At 54.2% G+C, this 18,385-nt stretch carries 19 protein-coding genes; 8 read left to right on the plus strand and 11 right to left on the minus strand.

Annotation, left to right across the window (positions count from 1 at the left end):
- Nucleotides 1-74: 74 nt before the first annotated feature.
- The 3 genes from WBC85_RS11590 to WBC85_RS11600 all read left to right on the plus strand — a co-directional run bounded on the left by WBC85_RS11590 (nt 75) and on the right by WBC85_RS11600 (nt 1,938).
- The gene (locus WBC85_RS11590) at nt 75-905 is read left to right on the plus strand and encodes a hypothetical protein (protein ID WP_424437056.1); all 831 of its coding nucleotides are present in this window, start codon (nt 75-77) and stop codon (nt 903-905) included.
- Nucleotides 906-1,000: 95 nt separating this feature from the next.
- Nucleotides 1,001-1,483: an RNA pyrophosphohydrolase gene (locus WBC85_RS11595; RefSeq protein ID WP_424437059.1), complete on the plus strand. Its 483-nt coding sequence runs from the start codon at nt 1,001-1,003 to the stop codon at nt 1,481-1,483.
- Between the two features lie 29 nt (nt 1,484-1,512).
- Nucleotides 1,513-1,938, plus strand: a complete 426-nt coding sequence (locus WBC85_RS11600) for a hypothetical protein (protein ID WP_424437062.1) — start codon at nt 1,513-1,515, stop codon at nt 1,936-1,938.
- Between the two features lie 44 nt (nt 1,939-1,982).
- Here the strand turns inward: WBC85_RS11600 and WBC85_RS11605 are convergent, their stop codons facing one another.
- Complete coding sequence (locus WBC85_RS11605; protein WP_424437065.1) at nt 1,983-3,332, minus strand: lytic murein transglycosylase; 1,350 nt, start codon at nt 3,330-3,332, stop codon at nt 1,983-1,985.
- A gap of 59 nt (nt 3,333-3,391) precedes the next feature.
- Nucleotides 3,392-4,111, minus strand: coding sequence for a helix-turn-helix transcriptional regulator (locus WBC85_RS11610; RefSeq protein WP_424437068.1), 720 nt, complete (start codon nt 4,109-4,111; stop codon nt 3,392-3,394).
- Between the two features lie 83 nt (nt 4,112-4,194).
- Between WBC85_RS11610 and WBC85_RS11615 the strand changes: the two genes are divergently transcribed.
- Nucleotides 4,195-4,896 (plus strand): Tom37 metaxin N-terminal-like domain-containing protein, encoded by a 702-nt coding sequence (locus WBC85_RS11615; protein ID WP_424437071.1) that lies wholly within the window; start codon nt 4,195-4,197, stop codon nt 4,894-4,896.
- On the opposite strand, the gene rnr is transcribed toward WBC85_RS11615, so the two are convergent.
- The 6 genes from rnr to dapE form a co-directional block, all read right to left on the minus strand.
- Nucleotides 4,893-7,151, minus strand: coding sequence for a ribonuclease R (gene rnr / locus WBC85_RS11620; RefSeq protein ID WP_424437074.1), 2,259 nt, complete (start codon nt 7,149-7,151; stop codon nt 4,893-4,895). The two genes, WBC85_RS11615 and rnr, sit on opposite strands and share 4 nt — an antisense overlap.
- 44 nt (nt 7,152-7,195) lie before the next feature.
- Entirely contained in the window at nt 7,196-8,248 is a 1,053-nt protein-coding gene (locus WBC85_RS11625; protein ID WP_424437077.1) for a M48 family metallopeptidase, read from the minus strand.
- A 12-nt stretch (nt 8,249-8,260) separates the two neighbouring features.
- The gene (locus WBC85_RS11630; RefSeq protein ID WP_424437080.1) at nt 8,261-9,316 is read right to left on the minus strand and encodes a YjgN family protein; all 1,056 of its coding nucleotides are present in this window, start codon (nt 9,314-9,316) and stop codon (nt 8,261-8,263) included.
- Nucleotides 9,317-9,429: 113 nt separating this feature from the next.
- Complete coding sequence (locus tag WBC85_RS11635) at nt 9,430-10,008, minus strand: TIGR04282 family arsenosugar biosynthesis glycosyltransferase (RefSeq protein ID WP_424437083.1); 579 nt, start codon at nt 10,006-10,008, stop codon at nt 9,430-9,432.
- The gene (locus WBC85_RS11640) at nt 10,005-10,418 is read right to left on the minus strand and encodes a GNAT family N-acetyltransferase (protein WP_424437086.1); all 414 of its coding nucleotides are present in this window, start codon (nt 10,416-10,418) and stop codon (nt 10,005-10,007) included. Before WBC85_RS11640 ends, WBC85_RS11635 begins: the two co-directional genes overlap by 4 nt.
- On the minus strand, nt 10,415-11,560 hold the full coding sequence (gene dapE / locus WBC85_RS11645; RefSeq protein ID WP_424437089.1) for a succinyl-diaminopimelate desuccinylase: 1,146 nt from the start codon (nt 11,558-11,560) through the stop codon (nt 10,415-10,417). Before dapE ends, WBC85_RS11640 begins: the two co-directional genes overlap by 4 nt.
- Before the next feature lie 290 nt (nt 11,561-11,850).
- Here dapE and WBC85_RS11650 point away from each other — a divergent pair, with 290 nt between their 5' ends.
- Both WBC85_RS11650 and WBC85_RS11655 read left to right on the plus strand, forming a co-directional pair.
- Nucleotides 11,851-13,422, plus strand: a complete 1,572-nt coding sequence (locus tag WBC85_RS11650) for a Hint domain-containing protein (RefSeq protein ID WP_424437092.1) — start codon at nt 11,851-11,853, stop codon at nt 13,420-13,422.
- Nucleotides 13,422-14,480, plus strand: coding sequence for a Hint domain-containing protein (locus WBC85_RS11655; RefSeq protein ID WP_424437095.1), 1,059 nt, complete (start codon nt 13,422-13,424; stop codon nt 14,478-14,480). The genes WBC85_RS11650 and WBC85_RS11655 overlap by 1 nt, the downstream gene beginning before the upstream one ends.
- Here WBC85_RS11655 and WBC85_RS11660 read toward each other — a convergent pair.
- Entirely contained in the window at nt 14,477-14,827 is a 351-nt protein-coding gene (locus WBC85_RS11660) for a hypothetical protein (protein WP_424437143.1), read from the minus strand. The two genes, WBC85_RS11655 and WBC85_RS11660, sit on opposite strands and share 4 nt — an antisense overlap.
- A gap of 114 nt (nt 14,828-14,941) precedes the next feature.
- Between WBC85_RS11660 and WBC85_RS11665 the strand changes: the two genes are divergently transcribed.
- Together WBC85_RS11665 and WBC85_RS11670 are read left to right on the plus strand one after the other, a co-directional pair.
- A complete protein-coding gene (locus WBC85_RS11665) occupies nt 14,942-15,922 on the plus strand; it encodes a transporter substrate-binding domain-containing protein (protein ID WP_424437098.1) in 981 nt (326 codons plus the stop codon).
- A 100-nt stretch (nt 15,923-16,022) separates the two neighbouring features.
- Nucleotides 16,023-17,099, plus strand: coding sequence for a transporter substrate-binding domain-containing protein (locus WBC85_RS11670; RefSeq protein ID WP_424437101.1), 1,077 nt, complete (start codon nt 16,023-16,025; stop codon nt 17,097-17,099).
- A gap of 6 nt (nt 17,100-17,105) precedes the next feature.
- Here WBC85_RS11670 and WBC85_RS11675 read toward each other — a convergent pair whose 3' ends face one another.
- Nucleotides 17,106-17,453, minus strand: coding sequence for a hypothetical protein (locus tag WBC85_RS11675; RefSeq protein ID WP_424437104.1), 348 nt, complete (start codon nt 17,451-17,453; stop codon nt 17,106-17,108).
- A gap of 83 nt (nt 17,454-17,536) precedes the next feature.
- Nucleotides 17,537-18,364: a 2,3,4,5-tetrahydropyridine-2,6-dicarboxylate N-succinyltransferase gene (gene dapD / locus WBC85_RS11680; RefSeq protein ID WP_424437107.1), complete on the minus strand. Its 828-nt coding sequence runs from the start codon at nt 18,362-18,364 to the stop codon at nt 17,537-17,539.
- Between the last annotated feature and the right edge of the window lie 21 nt (nt 18,365-18,385).

An 18,385-nucleotide genomic window follows, 5' to 3' on the forward strand; every position in this document is an offset into this window, starting at 1 on the left:
GTGTGCGATTGTATACATTACACTTACTGAATACTTCCATCAGGAACAAAGTCACAGCTTATGGAAATTCAGGTATGCCCCAACCAGCGCTTTCTACTTCCGATATCGCGCAACGCGTGACTTTCCATAATGACAGCCAGATCATGGAAGTCAGCTTTGAAGGTCTGGAGCTGACGAACTCGATGGATGTAAATCTCTTTTACGACCACATCGAAGAACGTATCGCTGAAACAGGGGATTCCCTTTGGTTCTTTCTTGTGAATTATTGCGACACCAAGATTGACCAAAGCGCTTGGTTTGCGTTCTCCAAGCGCGGGAAAGAGCTTAACAAAGCTCACTCAATGGGTAGCGTTCGCTTTGACGCATCCGAAATTACGCGCCGCCAGATAGAACGTGATGCCGGCACCGAAGCCTTTGATCCGAACTTGTTCTATGATCGCGACAGTGCGCTGGCGCGACTTCTCACGCTTCCTTCGAAGCGATTAAAAAAGATCGTCATGGTGCCAAGTTTCACAACGAAGGACCTTATATGGCGGATAGATTTCCTGCCCGACGAACAGATTATGCATGTCGATTTCTCGGATCTTTCCTTTGAGCATTCGCGAGATGTTAACGATGTTTATGACTACATCGAACAGCAAATCAAACCGACCAATCAGAAGTGGTATTTTCTGATTAACTACGAAAATACACGCATACAGTCCCCCGCCTGGATCCGATACGCGGCGCGCGGAAAGAAGCTCAACCAAGAGTTTTCGCTCGGTTCTGTCCGATATGCGGCTGGTATGGAAACGGAAGCCGATATTCGACGACGCGCCGAAAGCCAGGATTTTCGACCTAACATTCGCAATACACAATGCGAGGCCTTGGAGCTTATCGCTGAAATGAAGAACCTTACTGCTTAAACGCGCCGTATGGTGACCACGCTCTAGCGCGATTCAGATCATCGGTTTAAGACAGACCTCATGCCTATTGAATTCGCTCTTGCAAGGACGCCCAAATGACCCCCGACCAAATCGCTGCACTCCCTTATCGCCCTTGCGTTGGAATCATGTTGATCAACGCCGCAAGCGAAGTCTTTACCGCACAGCGCCTCGATAGCAGTGCGAATGCGTGGCAGATGCCTCAGGGCGGCATCGACAAGGGTGAAGATGCAAGCGCGGCTGCCCTGCGCGAACTTGAAGAGGAAACAGGCGTCACGCCTGGCCTGGTAACCGTTCTTGGGGAAACCGAAGGGTGGTTTCCCTATGACCTACCCCATGCACTTGTGCCAAAGCTGTGGAAAGGGCGTTACAAAGGGCAGGAACAGAAATGGTTTCTCATGCGGTTTCACGGGCAGGACAGCGACATCAACATCGAAACGGAAATTCCCGAATTTTCCGAATGGCGCTGGACGCCTGCCGATCAGTTAGTGGCCAATATCGTGCCCTTCAAACGCGACGTCTATGCACGCGTCTTGCAGGAATTTGCGCCGCACTTGTAATCGCAGCGCCTGCATCTGCGCTTTCATGCATGCCTTATGGCGTGCCCGAAGCATTGCACGAAGTCATCGAAGCAGAAGAAGGCTATGTCGCCGTGACGGGCACCCTGCGCTTTGACGAAAGCAAGCTGCCCAAAGTCGATATGTCCCGGCAGGAACAAACACCACCGATCACCCGCATCAAAGCACGTATCAAGGGCAAGGCGCTGACGAAATCAGGTTTCACAAAGCCGTTCAACACAGCGCTCATGTTTGAAGTCAGCTGTTACGGGCCATGGTGTGCCGGAGCGCAAAGCGGGAAGAATGCGCTGGCTTTCTTGAAGCAAACGAAGGCTGGATATGTCCTGTCAACGAACCCGTGCGGCGGTCATGTCTTCTTTGAACCCAACAAAGAAACCCTGAATTCGGTCGAGCAATGCTACATCAAAGGACATTGCCCGAAATCGATGCATCGCTAGGCTTTCTCTCTGCTAGAAAGCGCGCGCAGGAAGCTCCTGACCCATCAATTTTTCAAACGATTGAGCAGATTTAGCGAAGGGTAACCGTCAGGGATCATACCAGCCGAGCGCTGAAAGCCTTTGATCGCTTTCACAGAGTTCGGACCAATTTTGCCATCGACACCGCGTGTATTGAAACCCGCAGCAGTCAACAGCCGCTGCATTTGCTGGCGTTCTTTGAACGTCAACGCACGATCCTCACGTGGCCAGCTTGCCTTGATGGGGCCAGCGCCGCCAATTCGGTCGCTCAAATGACCAACTCCGATCACATAGGCGTCCGCTGCATTGTAGCGTTCGATCACCGCAAAATTCTTGAACACCATAAACGCCGCCCCGCGCGCGCCCGCTGGCAAAAGGATGGAGCCCGCCCCATGGTTCGGCACAGGTTTTCCATCGGCAGAAAGTACGCCGCGCGCAGCCCAGTCTGCCGGTGATTTTGTGATCTTTCGACTTGCCAAACCGTAGTCAAAACCATCCGGCAAAACCACTTCCACACCCCATGGCACATCTTTTTGCCAGCCAAATCGACCCAGATAAGCCGCGGTTGAGGCCAGTGCATCAGATGGATCATCCGCCCAGATGTCGCGGCGGCCATCGCCAGTGAAATCAACTGCGTAGGCCAAATAGGATGTCGGGATAAATTGCGTGTGTCCCATCGCACCTGCCCAACTGCCTGTCATGTTTTCGGGCGTCGTATCACCTGCTTGAAGGATTTTCAGCGCTGCGATCAACTGGCTTTCAAAGAACCGGCCACGACGTCCATCGTAAGACAATGTTGCCAATGCGGAAACAATTGGCGTGTCGCCACGAAACTCGCCATAGGCGCTTTCCAGCCCCCAAACCGCAACGACGACTTCCTTATCAACCCCATACTTTGCTTCAATCGCGTTCAGCTTGTCGGCATGCGCTGCCAGCGCGGCCTTGCCGTTGGCAATGCGTTTTTCTGATGCTGCACTGTCCAGATACTCCCAAATCGTCTTGGTGAATTCCGATTGATTGCGATCCCGCTCGATCACTTTGGCGTCGTATTGAACGGATCGAAATGCACGATCAAAGGCGGCGGGACTAATCCCCGCGCTCAAGGCACGCTTGCGAAATCCCGAGATCCAGCGTTTGAAACCTGCGTTTGAGGTGGCGGCCAGTATCGCTTCTGGCGTCACAGCGCGCTCTTTCTGCACAACAACAGGGCGGGCAATGGGTCGTATCTTTGCATTAAGCGCGACGGTCTTAAGCGAACCTTGGACAGCTGTTTCAGCAGGACGCATTTCCGGGCGCACAGATCGCTCGACAAGCTCTGCACGTGCTTGCAGGGATGCAAACAAAACCAACGAGAGTGCTAGGGTCAACGTACGCATAGTGAACCTTTCAAGGATTGCACCACAGCCTAACCTGATTGTTTCCATTACGGAAGAAATCAAGAAAACGGGTTGCGGGTATTCGCCGACGCAAATGGATCATTGCGGATGCGTTCAATGAATTCGCGCAGCATAGGAACGCGTTTAGGTCGGAAGCTGTCTTCGCTGACTTCAAGTGCGCGCATGCGGTCCAATCGGAATGAGCGGTAGTCTTGACGCAAGTGGCAAAACGCTAACAAGCATTGCACGCTATCCAGCGAGGTAATGCCCAAAGGATCAACGCTGCGCGTGGTCGCGATGCCTTCTTTGTCCACATAGGAAAAACTGATCGCGACCTCGTCCCAGGCAGCTTGACGTAACACGCGCGGATCAACGCCCGGTTCTGGCCGCTCGCGAAATCGGCGTGCCGACAAAACCGCATGTTCAAGGCGATGCGATTGGCGTGGTGGCAGGCGTCCTTTCAACTTGCCCAGCGCACGCATGGCCGCCTCTGCAAGGGATGGGTCACCTGTTTGCCCGACCTCGCGCAGCCCCAGAACCAAGGCTTCTATTTCTTCATCGTCAAAGCCCAGCGGCGGCAGCGTCGCATCCTCGATCAAGGTGTAACCATAGCCCGCCTCACCATCGATAAGCGCCCCGAGGGAACGCAGACTGTCAATGTCGCGATAGATCGTGCGCAGGGACACGCCCATCTCTTGCGCAAGATTTTCGGCGCGCACGGGCGGCGCGGCTTGGCGCATGGCTTGCATCAACTGGAACAGACGGGCGGTGCGTGACATTTCTACATTCTAGACAAAGCTACTGACAAAAACTGGCAGCAGCCTCTGTTAGCACGGGCATCAGCAACATAGGAAATCAAATCATGCTCACACTCCTCACTTTTCCCGGCAGTTTCGGTGCCCCAAGCCACAGCCCCTATTGCGTCAAAGCGATGTGCCTGTTGCAAATGTCTGGCCTGCAATGGAAGCCCGAATATCTGAACGATCCAAGGCCAATGCCGCTGGGTCGCCTCCCTGTGCTGCGCGACGGTGAAATGCTTGTCCCCGATAGCGCGCAAATTCAGGCCCATCTGGAAAGCAAAGGCATTGATTTTCACAAAGGCCTCAGCGATCAGGACAAGGCCCGCGCGCATGCGCTTGTCCAAATGGCAGAGACTGGCATCTACAATATTCTAGTCCATGATCGCTGGCTCGTGGACGAAAATTGGGAGATCACCCGAGAAGCGTTTTTCCACTTCCTACCAGGTTTTATCCGTGGCCCACTTACGCGCAAGTTTCGCAAGAACGTGCGCACCAAGTTAACGATGCAAGGCACTGCGCAATTTAGCGAGGCAGAGCGCATCGAGCAGATGAAGCGCGATTTGAATGCCCTTACAATGCAGCTTGGGGAACAGAAATTCCTGTTCGGTGTTGCGCCGTGCGCGGCCGACGCTGCAATTGCACCTGTTCTGGACATGATCCTGCGTCTGCCCGTCAAAACAGCCGCCCGCGAGTTGCTAAAAGGTTGGGGCGAGCTGCCCGCCTACGTCGCGCGCATGCGCGATCAGGCTTATCCCAAACTCTAGCGCGTGCGTTTGACTTTACGTTTCACCTTATCCGCCTTGCGCTTGGCGCTCACCATCTTGCGCTTGGCGGGTTTGCCGCGGCCGCGTTGAGAACCACCGCCCCTTGGCAATTCATTGCCGTCAAGCGTTAGCAACTCCAGCTCCACGCCGCCCGTTTGCGGCGTGGCAGAGGCGAGCTTGACCGTGACGCGCATGCCGAGCCCGATCATCACGCCGCTTTCCGATCCCATCAGGGTCGAGCTATCCGCGTCAAAGTTAAAGTACTCACGCCCGAGCGAGCGTACAGGAATAAGCCCGTCCGCACCTGTCGCGTCCAGCTTTACAAAGACACCGAACTTGACGACCCCGCTGATGCGCCCGCCCATCTCTTCACCGACATGTTCACTCAAGAACGCTGCGAGGTAGCGATCTGTTGTGTCACGTTCCGCCACCATGGAGCGACGTTCGGTTTGGGAAATATGCTCGCCCGTTTCTTTCAAACCATCGGCATCGGCCTGCGTCAGACCATCCTTGCCCCAACCGTGCGCAGTGATAAGCGCGCGGTGAACGATCAGATCAGCATAGCGGCGGATGGGCGATGTGAAGTGTCCATAATTGCGTAGCGCAAGACCGAAGTGCCCGAAGTTTTCGGGCGCGTAATAGGCCTGCGTCATGCTGCGCAAAGTTGAGATATTAATCAACTCGGACTCATCTGTATCCGCCGCCTGTTTCAACAGTTGATTGAGGTGGCGCGTTTGCAGCACCTGGCCCTTGGGCAAGGTCAGACCCGCTGCCTCAGCGGTTTCGCGAAGCGCGTTCAGCTTCTCTTGCGCAGGTTCTTCATGCACGCGGAACAGCAGCGGTTGTTTCTTTTCGATCAACGTTTCAGCGGCGCAGACATTGGCAAGGACCATAAACTCTTCGATCAAACGATGTGCATCGAAGCGTTCCGCGAAAGCAACCGAAGTCACATTGCCATCGTCGTCCAGAATGATCTTGCGCTCTGGCAGGTCCAGTTCCAGCGGCTGACGTATAGCGCGGGCCTTCTTTAACGCGGCATAGGCTGCATATAGCGGGCGCAGGACAGAGCTGACGAGTGGCGCTGTTTTCTCGTTCGGATTGCCATCCATTGCTTGCTGCACTTCGGTATAGTTCAGCGATGCGGGGGATTTCATCAATCCGCGCAGGAACTCATGGCGCAGCTTGTTGCCTTCGCTGTCGATGACAATGCGCACAGCAATACAGGCGCGCGAGACGCCCTCGTGCAGTGAACATAGATCGCCTGAAAGACGGTCAGGCAGCATCGGCACAACGCGGTCGGGGAAGTAGCTGGAGTTGCCCCGATTGCGGGCCTCGCGGTCCAACTCCGAACCCGGCGTCACATAATGCGCCACATCGGCAATCGCCACCCAAAGGATATGACCGCCCGCGTTCGCAGGATCTGTGTCTGCCTGCGCATAGCAGGCGTCATCATGATCGCGCGCATCGGCCGGGTCGATCGTGACCAACGGCACATCACGCAGGTCAGTGCGGCCATTCAGGCCTGCGGGTTCTTTTTTATCCGCTTCGGCGATCACTTCGTCAGGGAAATGATCTGGAATACCATGTTGGTGAATTGCAATCAGCGATACCGCTTTGGGCGCGCTTGGATCACCAAGGCGCGTGACCACTTGCGCACGCGGCAGGCCCATTCGCGCCTTGGACCCTGTAAGTTCTGCTTCGACCAATTCGCCGTCTTTTGCGCCGTTTGATGCACCCGCAGGCACAAGCCATTCTTTGGATGCGCCCTTATCGACGGGCAGAATACGACCGCCCTCATGACCTTGACGAAACACACCGATAATCCGTTCCGGGTTCGCGCCGATGTGACGGATCAGGCGGGCTTCATATAGATTGCCAGCGCCTTTCAGCTTGCTCACGCGCGCTAGAATACGATCCCCCGCGCCCAGCGCTTTGTCACCTGATTTGGGAATCACAAGGATTTGCGGCTCTGGTCCGTCGCCCTCCCACTCCATCGCACGGGCCTCTAGATCGCCGTCCTTGTCAGGCCCGATGATCTGAAGCACCGAAACAGGTGGCAGGCTGTCGCGCTCACGAAAGGTCTTCTTGCGCTTTTGCAGATGGCCTTCTGCTTCCAGCTCTTTCAGGATGCGTTTTAGATCAATGCGCGCCGCGCCTTTGATTCCGAAGGCTTTGGCGATTTCGCGCTTGGCCGTCAGAGCTGGATTGTCGGTAATCCATTGCAGGATCGCGGATTTGGAAGGTGTTTTGTTCATAAAGCTGGGCCTACACCCATCTGCCCGTAAACTAAATCTAAATCCTACCGCGCGGGTAGACCCTTGATGAATGCATCAATGGCTTGAACCCGATTGTCGTGGTTCGGATGGCTCGACATCCATTGTGGTGGCTCGCCCATTTCTTTTGCCAACGTCTCAAAGAACTCTTTCAGGCCAGCCGGATCATAGCCCGCCTGATGCGACAAGGCCAAACCGAATTCATCTGCCGCGCTTTCCTGATCCCGTCCGTAAGAAAGTGAAAGCAGCGCATTACCCTCTAGCAAGACATCTTCAAGCATCGGGCCTGTTTCGCCCGCGAGCAGCGCAATCAGAACATAAGCCCCGAGCGAACGGTACAAACGGCGCAATCCGTGTTCTTCGACGACATGGCCAACTTCATGGCCCAAGATACCTGCCAGAACGTCTTCACTTGGAAAATCCTGAATCAGATCATCCGTCATCACCATTGTTCCGCCCGGCAGCGCAAAGGCGTTGGCACCGACTTCGGGCATATCGCGAAACAGCAATTTGAAGTCTCGTGCCTTGCGTTCCTTTTCAGGAAGTGCGGCAACAACCCGTTCATAAATCACCAACGCGCGATCTTTTTCGCTTTGCGGCAGACGACTTGGCTCTGCCATAACGTAATCGAGCGTTTGTAGCGTGCCGCGATCAATCTGCTCGACAACAACCATGGGTGTCATTGCAACGGCGATCCCGGCGAGAGCGTCCAAGCCATAGCGCCAAAGCAGGTATGCCGCCGCGAGGCAGGCCAGCGTGAAACCAACCAGATGGGGACTAAAGCGTTCTAGCCGATGCAGTTTCGACCAGTAACTATCGCCATCGATATGCTGAAAGCCGGCATGATCGGGCGTTTCAAAAACGGTGCCATCTGAAAACGTCAGTTTGCGCGGGGTTCGGCCAAGCGCAGGGTCGATCTGAACGCTCGCCAAAATATCGCGGGCGAGTTCTTCCTCGCCCGCTCCAATAATCCGAACCCATGTTTGTCCGTTGTGATCGGCCACATCCAAGCGCGCCGCGACTTTTCGCGACGCACTTGGAAGGAAAGCAGAACCATCCAGCGAAAACGGGTTCGTCATTTTTCTGATCGCTTAGATCGGCAGGCCAAGGTCAATGCCCTCGATGTCGGAATAGGCATCGCCAAGCGCGCTTGTCGCTTCTTGCTGTGTGCCAACAAAATCATCCAGCGAACCGCCCAGCGCAACGCCAGTGTGATCGGCAAGATAGCGTGACATGCGAATTTGCGCCCAAGGCAGCATCAGACCCACAGTGCAAACAACAACGACCATGTTGGACAGAGCAATCCAGAACATCTGCGTCACAGCCACATTGGAATAGAGCGTGTGACCACCGGTCAGTGTCGTCCCGTTGTAAATCGCATTGCGCGTCAGCGCCTGATAGATGAACGCAGCCGGGATGAAGCCCAGGAAGAAAACAGCGTAAAAGCTAATCATAAAGCTGATGAAGGCAGTTGGATCGTTCTCCAGATCCATCATCATATCGCCCAACGCCAAGATGTTGAATCCACCAACAGCGGCTGCACCGACGAAAACAACAATGATCCAAAGCAATGCCAAGCCTGCGGCTTTGTAAAAGCTGCTCAGCGGCGCGTCCATGTAGAATTTTGCTGTACCAAGGCGATGATTATCGATCGAGAACCGTTTCACCGTTCGATCCAGAATTGGCGCTGTTGTATAAAGCGTCAAAGCACAGAGGATCGGGTAAAGCAGAAAGACCATTGCTGCGCGGCCGACGGTTCCTACAAAGTTGAAACGCACGTTTGAGAAGCTGGACATGCGTGCGTTGAACATCATCGCGCGGGTTATCAGCCACGGATAAGCAACAAGGAGGCCGAGCAGTAGGATAAGACCCAGAATTGGCATGAGCGTGATGATAATCTGGAACACAACAATCGCTGCGATGACGATAAGGCGCCCTTTCAGAATCTGCCCACCGGTTGCGTGGTAGTCGAAGGTGCGGCCATCAAGCGATGTGTTGCCGTAGAAATATTTCTTGGTGCGCACTTTCGCCCAAGCCGAATAAATGCCGATTGTAATAATAGAAAGCAAAAGATTGACGATCCAAATACCGAACCATTCTTTCGTGTTGCCTGAAAATTTGAAAATTGTTGTTTGTCCACCTGACATTGAAATAACTCACTCGTTTGGTTGTTTACGTACAAATTTTTATTATTCGTCCGCCGCTTAAAAAGCTATGTCAAAATTGTATCAATAGCCGCTCGGAACTGCGCGCAAGCGCATTAGCGGACCAGCAGATCATCTGCTGTATCCACATCGTGTAACGTCGCGATACGGGCTATTGTCATCTGCCCTAAACTACGCTCGCTATCGGCAAGGGCGTGCTTTGTTGACCAACGTACATCCCGCAGAATAGTCGGGGCGATAGCGCGCGCACGTTTCATACCGATCAGCCAATAGCCACCGTCAAATGCTGGACCAAAAACAGCCTCGTGATTGCCAAGCGCGCGGAAGGCGTCGGCGATGCGGGCGCGGTTTACGCCAGGAATGTCACCGCCGATGATGCACAGGGGACCACCGTTAAAGCCACGTAACACCCGTGCCATGCGATCGCCCAGGTTGCCGCGCCCTTGTGCAACGCGGGGCAAATGGGCGGGCCAAATACGGCTGTTGAATCCTTCAACATCCGGAGCCACTGCCAGCACCACATCCCAGCGCGGGTCTTCGATACGGCGTAGGAGTGAACGGGTCTGATGGCGAAACCACCAAGCTGAAGCAGTTAAACCGATGTCCCGCCCAAGCCGCGTTTTCACGCGGCCAGCTCGCGGTTCTTTTACCATGACAACCAGTTTGGGCCTCACAAATGTAGCTCCATATCGCGATGCTCGATACCCGCATCGTCATAGACCTGGCCAAAGGCTGTGAAGCCTAACGCCTCATAAAAACCAAGCGCATGCAATTGGGATCCGAGCACAGCGCGCTTCAAACCATGCTTGCGCGACCAGTCGATACATGCACGGATCAACGCTTGCCCTTGCTGGGTTCCTCGTGCCTCTTTCAAAACGCAGACACGTCCGATTTTTGCTGTGTCGCCTTTTATTAAAATACGTGCGGTGCCTACCGGCGAGCCATTAAGTTCGGCTAGAAAATGGATGGCGTCATCGTCAAGGCCATCCACCTCTTCCTCTTCGCTGACGCCTTGTTCATGCGTGAAAACAATCCGCCGCAAGGAATGACAGAGAGGGATGTCTTCAGTCAGCGAAACGCTCATTCAAAGTAATCCGTCAGGATGCGCGTATAGATGTTTTTGAGCTGGGTGATCTGTTCGATTGGCACGTTTTCATCTACCTGATGCATCGTTTTACCCACAAGGCCGAACTCGACAACAGGGCAATGGTCTTTAACGAAACGCGCATCGGACGTGCCGCCAGAGGTAGAGAACTCTGGCTTGACGCCTGTCTCGGCCTCAACGGATTTTGCGACCAGATTGGAAAGTGCACCGGGCGGTGTAAGGAAGCTTTCCCCCGAGACTTTGACCTTCATTGAGATCGGCATTTCGAACTCCTCTGACACTTTGTCCGCTTGCGATTGCATCCACTCTGTCAGGCTTTGGCCGCTGTGAAGGTCATTGTAGCGGATATTTACAGCCGCGCGGCAGTAGGCCGGGATTACGTTGGTTGCCGGGTTGCCAGTGTCGATTGTGACAATGGCAAGCGTGGAGGCATCAAAGTGATCTGTGCCCCGGTCGAGCTCGTGCGAGGCAAGGCGATCCATCAATCGCGCCATCGCTGGCAGCGGGTTCTTGGCGCGGTGCGGATAGGCGGAATGGCCTTGTTTACCTGTCACCTCGAACCATGCGGTCATAGAACCACGTCGCCCGATCTTCATCATTTCGCCCATAACGTTCGGGCAGGTCGGCTCCCCCACGAGGCAAACGCTCATCTGCTCGCCCGCTTCGGCCATATAATCCAGAAGCGCAGTGGTGCCATCGAGCGCGTCGGCTTCTTCATCCCCCGTAATCGTCAGGATCAGCGCACCGTCGGGCGGTGTGTTTTGAACAAAATCAATCGCAGCCGCGACATAGGCGGCAACGCCTGATTTCATATCCGTCGCACCGCGACCGTACATGACACCGTCAATAATATCCGCGCCAAACGGGGCTTGCGTCCAAGCGTTTTCGTCCCCGATTGGAACCACATCCGTATGTCCGTTAAAGCCAAACGTCTTGTTCGCGCGCTGGTTGCCCCAACGGGCGAACAGATTGCTAATGCCGCCACGATCCACGCGAGTGCATTCAAACCCTGCCTCGCTTAACAATTTCTCTAACAAGACAAGCGCACCGCCCTCATTTGGCGTGACGGAAGGGCAGCGGATGAGGTCTGCGGTGAGCTGAACAGGGTCAGTGATCGACATGGGGATTATCCTATAGGGCGAGTGAACTTGACCACCTTGCTACTGAAGCGCGCGCGGCGATGCAAATGCCCCGCTCGATGTGACTAAAATGGGACGTTTACGTAGGGTGCACGCTCTAATTGCCGTGAAAAGAGTTTTCGCACAACACGTCTCATGTTAAGTGATTGTTAATAAATAGACCCGAGGCAGGGCAAACAGCAGTACAGGTCCAACGTGACCACACCAAACAAGATCCGTGAAAATGCGGACGAAGGGCAGTTTGAACTGTCTCAATACGAAGGTGTTGAGGCATGGCGACAGGCGCAGAGCTTGGGTACAATACGAGTGCAAATGCGTTAGCAATGGCGAACGAGATCTTCGGATCCGGCGTCACAGTCACAGGTGCGAGCTATTCAGGCGACAACAATAGCTCCGCAATCTATTCCAATGGGGATGCGCTTTCTCCCTTCGCTACCCCGGGCGATACTGGCGTTATTCTGTCAACCGGCCGCGCAAACCGCTTTACGCAGAACAACGGTGATCCTAACCGCTCGGGCGGGACATCAACAAACACCAGCGGCGTCGACAATGATTCCGACTTCAATGCCGTTGCAGGAACGAATACCTATGACGCATCATATCTAGAGGTTGATTTCACCTCGGCGACCTCTGGTTTTATGACCATGCAGTTCGTCTTTTCGTCGGAAGAATACCCCGAATATGTTAATTCCCTTTACCAGGATACCGTTGGCATTTGGATTAATGGCAACTTTGTAGATCTTGCGGTCGGGGACGGCGGCGCTGATCCTGGCAACCTGAATGGCACTAATAACAGCAACCTGTTCATCAACAACACGAATGACGATTACAACACAGAAATGGACGGGTTTACCCTTACCCTGTCTCTGAAAATTCCGATTAACGCTGGTACTAATTCGATCAAAATCGGTATCGCTGATGTCAGCGACAGTAGTTATGATTCAAACCTTCTGATCGCAGGCGGTTCGATTCAATCTGCACTGCTTGCAAATGATGACAGTGCCAACGTCAATCCAACCGGCTCAAAGACCATCGACGTTCTGGCCAATGATACCAACAATACCGGCGGCACGCTGACGATCACCCATGTCAATGGCCAGGCCGTGAGTGTTGGCAGCATTATCACCTTGGGCACAGGTCAAACTGTTCAGCTCAATGCCGATGGAACATTCACAGTTGTCGGCGACGGCGATGTGGAAGACGTCAGTTTTACCTACACCGTCGAAAGTTCAACCGGCGAGACGGACACAGGTTTCGTTCTGCTTGACATGGTGCCCTGCTTTGTCGCCGGGACCTTGATCGAAACGAAGGAAGGCAAGATGCCCGTCGAAGTTCTAGAGGCAGGTGATCTTATTTTAACCCGAGATCACGGTTACCAGCCATTGCGCTGGATCGGCCAGCGAGAAGTCGAAGCAAGCGGCAAAATGGCCCCTGTCGAGATTGCTGCAAATACATTCGGAACGCATAGCAAGCTGCGCGTTTCGCCGCTGCACCGCATTTTGTTACAAGACGAAATGGCTGAACTTCTGTTCGGTGAATCCGAAGTCCTGGTCGCGGCAAAAGAGTTGGTGAATGACAAGACCGTGTGCATACGCGAAGGCGGCCGTGTGAGCTATGTTCACCTGCTGTTTGACCAACATGAGATCGTCATCTCCAACGGGCTGGAAAGCGAAAGTTTCCTGCCCGGCGGTCAAATTACAAACCTGTTCGAAGAAGAAGCGATTGCAGAAATTTGTGCTTTGTTCCCAGAGCTCGATCCAGAAACGGGCGATGGCTATAGCAAGTCTGCACGTCGTATTTTGAAAAAGTTCGAAGCCGCCATTCTGATCGGAGATGCCGCGTAATGGGATGGCTCGCATGGAGCGACGGCGCTAAGAACAAAGCGCTTCACAACTCTGTCACGCCAGAGTGCAAGATTACGACTGGCGCGCTTGTTCTTGAGGCACCTTTGCCCTCGGATACGCGCGCGATTACCTTGCTTGAGGTTGCCAGCCTGCACCCCCAGCCTTCGCTTTTGCGAATACAGTCCATTCCTGGAGAAGGTTTTTCGGTACTGATAAGTTCAGGAAGCTGCGTTTTTCACGCATTGGTCAGTCATACCTTGCAGGCGCGCACGGATACCTTCCGCTTGACGCTCAACTGGGACGGCGACAGCGGGGATGGCCTGCTCTCGATAGAACATCCCGGCGATGATGCATTGTTCACGCGCGAGCTGGCAGGCTGCATTCCAATGCCGGGCGCTTTGATCCATAACGTCCTATCCGAAATGCGTAATCCCGATGTATCGGGCAAGCTTACCTATATCGGATTTCACAAAGGGCCATTGGCCATCGGGCCAGTGTCTACTCTGGACTATCACACGCCGGTTTTAACAGTCCACGGATATAAACCGATCGGAACGATGAAGCCCGGCGATACGATTGTCAGCGCTTCAGGTGATATCGTGCCGGTCCTTGGCGTATTCAAGAAAGTCACACCTGCCCTTGGCAGCTGTGCCCCTGTCCGCCTACGGGCACCCTATTTTGGACTGCAATCCGATCTTGTTATGGCGGGCACGCAGCGGCTTATTGTTGGTGGTTCGGATGTTGAATATACATTCGGGCGCGATACTGTATTGATCCCCGCCAAGCATCTTATCAATGGCACAGCAGCCATCTCACAGCCAACCAACGGCACGATGACATACTATCAGCTTTTGCTACCAGAGAGCGAAGCCTTCATCGCGTCGGAGCTTTGTCTTGAAAGCCTGTTTGTCGGACGCTTGAGGCGGCGTAAGGATATTTTCAAATATACCACGCTAGCCGCATTGCCGCGCAACCTTTTGCCAGAGCACGCCGTTACCGTCAGTCAGATACTCTGCCCTTTTGAAGCGATAACACTTGCTGCCATGCGCGCAGCTTAATGCGCGGGCTTATCGTCAAAGAGCGGCGTCATCTGTGCAATAATCACCGAGTTCTCGTCCAATGCGCGCTGCATAAGCTCGCGCTCGTCATCTGAAATATCGTGTCCTTCGGCCAAACGCTCTTCAAGCGTGCCGTAGCCCGTTACATCCAGCGGAGCCACTTCGGCCTGCTTCAGGATCGCAACCGTTTCACGTACAGCTTCGGCCTCATCCACGCCAGAGGCATAGATCATCAAGGCGGCACCGCTGGATCCTTCGGGGAAACCATCGCCGTTTGATCGACCAGCTTGGACCAACAAAGTGTAGACCTGCTGTTTTTTGCGGGGTTTTGAGGGCTTTTCTGTCATAAGCTGCGGCGTATCTGCTGCACTGGGCTGCGTCAAGCATCCGCGATGTTGACGAAAGCCTGCGAAACAGACCAAGGTTCGCCCACCTTTTAAGTAACAGCGGACCCTTCATTGATGACATATCTGAAACGTATCGCTCTTGCACTTGTGACGCTCCTTTCCCTTTCGTTGCCCGCGTTATCCCAAACCAATGAGCCATTGGTCTTCGCAACGGTTCATCGCCCGCCATTTGCGGACACCGAAGGGGATAAGATCACCGGCTTTAGTATTGATCTGATGCGCGCAGTTGCGGATCATCTTGGCCGTGAGGTTGTGTTTGAGCCCCATGGCCGTTTTGGCGATATGCTGGCTGCGGTACGGGCGGCGCGCGTCGATGGTGCTATCGCCAATATTTCGATCACCGCCGAACGCGAACGTTCAATGGATTTCAGCCAACCGATCTTTGGCAGCGGCCTTCAAATACTGCTCCCAAAGGAAGCCGCCCTGTCCGATCAGTTTTTGTCCTATATGTCTGGTGAGGCTTTGCTCTACATCATAGGGGCGATCGTTCTCATAGTCTGCGGCTGGCTGCTCATGCACCTTTTGGGCAAACGCGGCGCGGCACAGGTCTCTGGCAATGTTGTTGGCGTTATCGCCATGGTCGCAGGCTTTGCACTTTTGCTTGTGGCGGCGGGAACGATCACCGCGCGCATTACTGTCAACACGCTGCAATCCAATGTGCAGACCATTTCCGATTTGCAATCTCGCATCGTCGGAACAGTCGCTGGGTCCACAAGTGACGACTTTCTCTCCAAGCATGGCATCCAGTTTCAAGGATTTGGTGATCCCGCAGCAATGCTGCGCGCGTTCGAGCGCGACGAAATCAATACTGTGGTCTTCGATGGTCCCATCCTCGCCTACTATCAGCAAAACGAAGGTGCTGGTCTGGCTCGCTTGATCGAGAAAGTTTACCGCCCCGAGAACTACGGAATTCTTATGCCGTCTGGCAGTGCGTTAAAAGAAGACATCGACCTAACGCTACTGCAATTTCGCGAAGACGGAACCTATGACGCAATCCTGACGCGTTGGTTTGGCAATAGCTTCACCGCCGAATAAATCCGATTGCCTTGCACAGCTTGCCGGGGTTTTTTGATACCTTCCTAAAACCGATGCGTTACGGCATATAGCGCGACAAATAACCTTTTGGGCACGACGCATGACACACGTAAGAACTTTGCTTTTAACCCTTGTGATGAGCCTGTCAGCGCTCTTGCCTGCTGCTGCGCAAAGCACTGATGCGCTTACCATAGCAACTGTGCATCGTCCGCCTTTTGTGTTTGTCGAAGGTGCAGAGGTCAGCGGCTTTAGTATCGATCTTATGCGCGCTGTTGCTCAGGAAATCGGCAAAGACGTCGAATTCGCGGTTTTCAACAGCTTTGCTGAGATGTTTGAAAAGGTTCAGAACGCCGAAGTCGACGGGGCGGTTGCCAATATTTCCATCACCACTGAACGTGAGCGATTGATGGATTTCAGCCAACCGATTTTCGCAAGTGGCATCAAAATTCTGATGCCGAACGAAGCGTCAGGTCTTGGCCTGTTTTCCGCGCTTCTCACTTGGGACATCGGTTTAATCGTGCTTAGCGGATTGGCACTGTTGATGTGTGGTGGCCTGCTGATGTGGCTGTTTGAACGCAAGCATCAAGACTACTTTAACAAACCCGCCCGCGAGGCGCTTTTTCCATCGTTCTGGTGGGCATTGAACCTTGTTGTCAACGGCGGCTTTGAAGAGCGTGTTCCACGTTCGCCTTTCGGGCGCATTTTTGCAGTGATCCTTGTGGTGGCAAGCTTGTTCATTGTGTCGATCTTTGTCGCGTCGATCACCGCAGCAACCACAGTGAATGCACTGAATTCCAATGTCCAAAACCTGCGCGATCTGGAAAAGCGCACCGTCGGGACAGTTGAAGGCTCTACCAGCGCGAACTTTCTAACGGCAAATGGCCTGGCCTTTGCGCAGTTTGCCAATCCCGACGAAATGCTGAGCGCATTCGAACAAGAGCAAATCGACGCCGCCGTCTTTGATGGCCCAATTCTTGCCTACTATCAGCAGACGCGGGGCGGCGGAAAATCCCGCCTGCTTGAGCGCACCTATCGACCCGAAAACTACGGCATTGCGCTGCCAAGCGGGCATGCTTTGAAAGAAGAGATCGATCAGGTTTTGCCAAATTTCAGGGTTGATGGCACCTATGATGCCCTGCTGCTGAAGTGGTTCGGCAATATCTATTCGCCCGACTGAGGCCCGTTACTCACACGTGCGCCAATGCGCAGCAAATCCGTTACGCAGGACGATCACCCCCGTATCCGAGCGGGCGACAAGCACGCGCTCGTTGGTGATCTCGCCTTCGGATGAACACTCAAGATCATAGAGCACCGCATCCATGTCGCGCACGCTAACCGGATTGCTCATCTCGCAAGTGTTTTCCACCCCGAACAGCTTGCCCTCACGAATAGCCAAGGCTCCGCCGTCCTGCCCAAGACTTGGCACATCACAAAGCCACCCACGTTGTCCTTCGGGATGATAAAGCCCGTCGTAGCCTTCCGCGCTCAGGAGCGCGGGAAAGGTCATCAAAGAAAACAAAAGTGCGCGCATGGATACCTCGTTTGGCCAAAGAAAAAGGGTCAGCGCTATCAGCGCCGACCCAATCACTTAAACGCAACTTTGCGGTAATGTCATCAATCGCGCAGTAGCTCGTTGATGCCCGTTTTGGAACGCGTGCGCTCGTCTACGCGTTTCACGATCACAGCGCAGTAAAGGTTGACGCCGTTCTTGGACGGCATGGAGCCTGCGACGACGACGGAATAGGGTGGAACTTCGCCATACATGACTTCGCCAGTTTCGCGATCAACGATCTTTGTGGATTGGCCGATGAATACGCCCATGCCCAGAACCGAACCTTCACGCACGATACAGCCTTCGACCACTTCGGAACGCGCGCCGATAAAGCAGTTGTCTTCGATGATTGTCGGGCCCGCCTGCATGGGCTCAAGCACACCGCCAATGCCAACGCCGCCGGAAAGATGCACGTTCTTGCCGATCTGCGCACAGGAGCCGACTGTCGCCCACGTATCAACCATTGTGCCCTCATCAACGTAGGCACCAAGGTTCACAAAGGAAGGCATCAACACAACGCCAGGCGCGATGAACGCGGACTTGCGAACGATGCAGTTAGGCACTGCGCGAAAGCCGGCCTCTTTCCACTGGTTGTCGCCCCAACCTTTGAATTTGCTATCGACCTTATCCCACCAGCCAGCGCCCTGCGGTCCGCCGTCCTGCTGTTCCATGTCCTTGATACGGAAACCAAGCAAAACTGCTTTCTTTGCCCACTGGTTCACATGCCAGGAACCATCGTCCTGTTTTTCCGCGACGCGCAATTTGCCACTGTCGAGCGCATTAAGAGTGTCTTCAATGGCTTCCCGGGTCTCGCCCGTTGTTGCAGGCGTTATGGTGTCGCGCGCTTCCCAGGCGGCTTCGATGGCGGTCTCAAGCTGTGCGTTTGACATGGAGATATCCTCGGATGAATG

It is taken from the genome of Planktotalea sp., from assembly GCF_049680325.1.
Classification (GTDB): Bacteria; Pseudomonadota; Alphaproteobacteria; order Rhodobacterales; family Rhodobacteraceae; genus Planktotalea.

Bases quoted from the DNA above. Each gene is read 5' to 3' on its own strand.
- WBC85_RS11590 (WP_424437056.1), top strand. From the start codon at position 75: ATGCCCCAACCAGCGCTTTCTACTTCCGATATCGCGCAACGCGTGACT.
- WBC85_RS11595 (WP_424437059.1), top strand. From the start codon at position 1,001: ATGACCCCCGACCAAATCGCTGCACTCCCTTATCGCCCTTGCGTTGGA.
- WBC85_RS11600 (WP_424437062.1), top strand. From the start codon at position 1,513: ATGCCTTATGGCGTGCCCGAAGCATTGCACGAAGTCATCGAAGCAGAA.
- WBC85_RS11605 (WP_424437065.1), bottom strand. From the start codon at position 3,332: ATGCGTACGTTGACCCTAGCACTCTCGTTGGTTTTGTTTGCATCCCTG.
- WBC85_RS11610 (WP_424437068.1), bottom strand. From the start codon at position 4,111: ATGTCACGCACCGCCCGTCTGTTCCAGTTGATGCAAGCCATGCGCCAA.
- WBC85_RS11615 (WP_424437071.1), top strand. From the start codon at position 4,195: ATGCTCACACTCCTCACTTTTCCCGGCAGTTTCGGTGCCCCAAGCCAC.
- rnr (WP_424437074.1), bottom strand. From the start codon at position 7,151: ATGAACAAAACACCTTCCAAATCCGCGATCCTGCAATGGATTACCGAC.
- WBC85_RS11625 (WP_424437077.1), bottom strand. From the start codon at position 8,248: ATGACGAACCCGTTTTCGCTGGATGGTTCTGCTTTCCTTCCAAGTGCG.
- WBC85_RS11630 (WP_424437080.1), bottom strand. From the start codon at position 9,316: ATGTCAGGTGGACAAACAACAATTTTCAAATTTTCAGGCAACACGAAA.
- WBC85_RS11640 (WP_424437086.1), bottom strand. From the start codon at position 10,418: ATGAGCGTTTCGCTGACTGAAGACATCCCTCTCTGTCATTCCTTGCGG.
- dapE (WP_424437089.1), bottom strand. From the start codon at position 11,560: ATGTCGATCACTGACCCTGTTCAGCTCACCGCAGACCTCATCCGCTGC.
- WBC85_RS11650 (WP_424437092.1), top strand. From the start codon at position 11,851: ATGGCGACAGGCGCAGAGCTTGGGTACAATACGAGTGCAAATGCGTTA.
- WBC85_RS11655 (WP_424437095.1), top strand. From the start codon at position 13,422: ATGGGATGGCTCGCATGGAGCGACGGCGCTAAGAACAAAGCGCTTCAC.
- WBC85_RS11660 (WP_424437143.1), bottom strand. From the start codon at position 14,827: ATGACAGAAAAGCCCTCAAAACCCCGCAAAAAACAGCAGGTCTACACT.
- WBC85_RS11665 (WP_424437098.1), top strand. From the start codon at position 14,942: ATGACATATCTGAAACGTATCGCTCTTGCACTTGTGACGCTCCTTTCC.
- WBC85_RS11670 (WP_424437101.1), top strand. From the start codon at position 16,023: ATGACACACGTAAGAACTTTGCTTTTAACCCTTGTGATGAGCCTGTCA.
- WBC85_RS11675 (WP_424437104.1), bottom strand. From the start codon at position 17,453: ATGCGCGCACTTTTGTTTTCTTTGATGACCTTTCCCGCGCTCCTGAGC.
- dapD (WP_424437107.1), bottom strand. From the start codon at position 18,364: ATGTCAAACGCACAGCTTGAGACCGCCATCGAAGCCGCCTGGGAAGCG.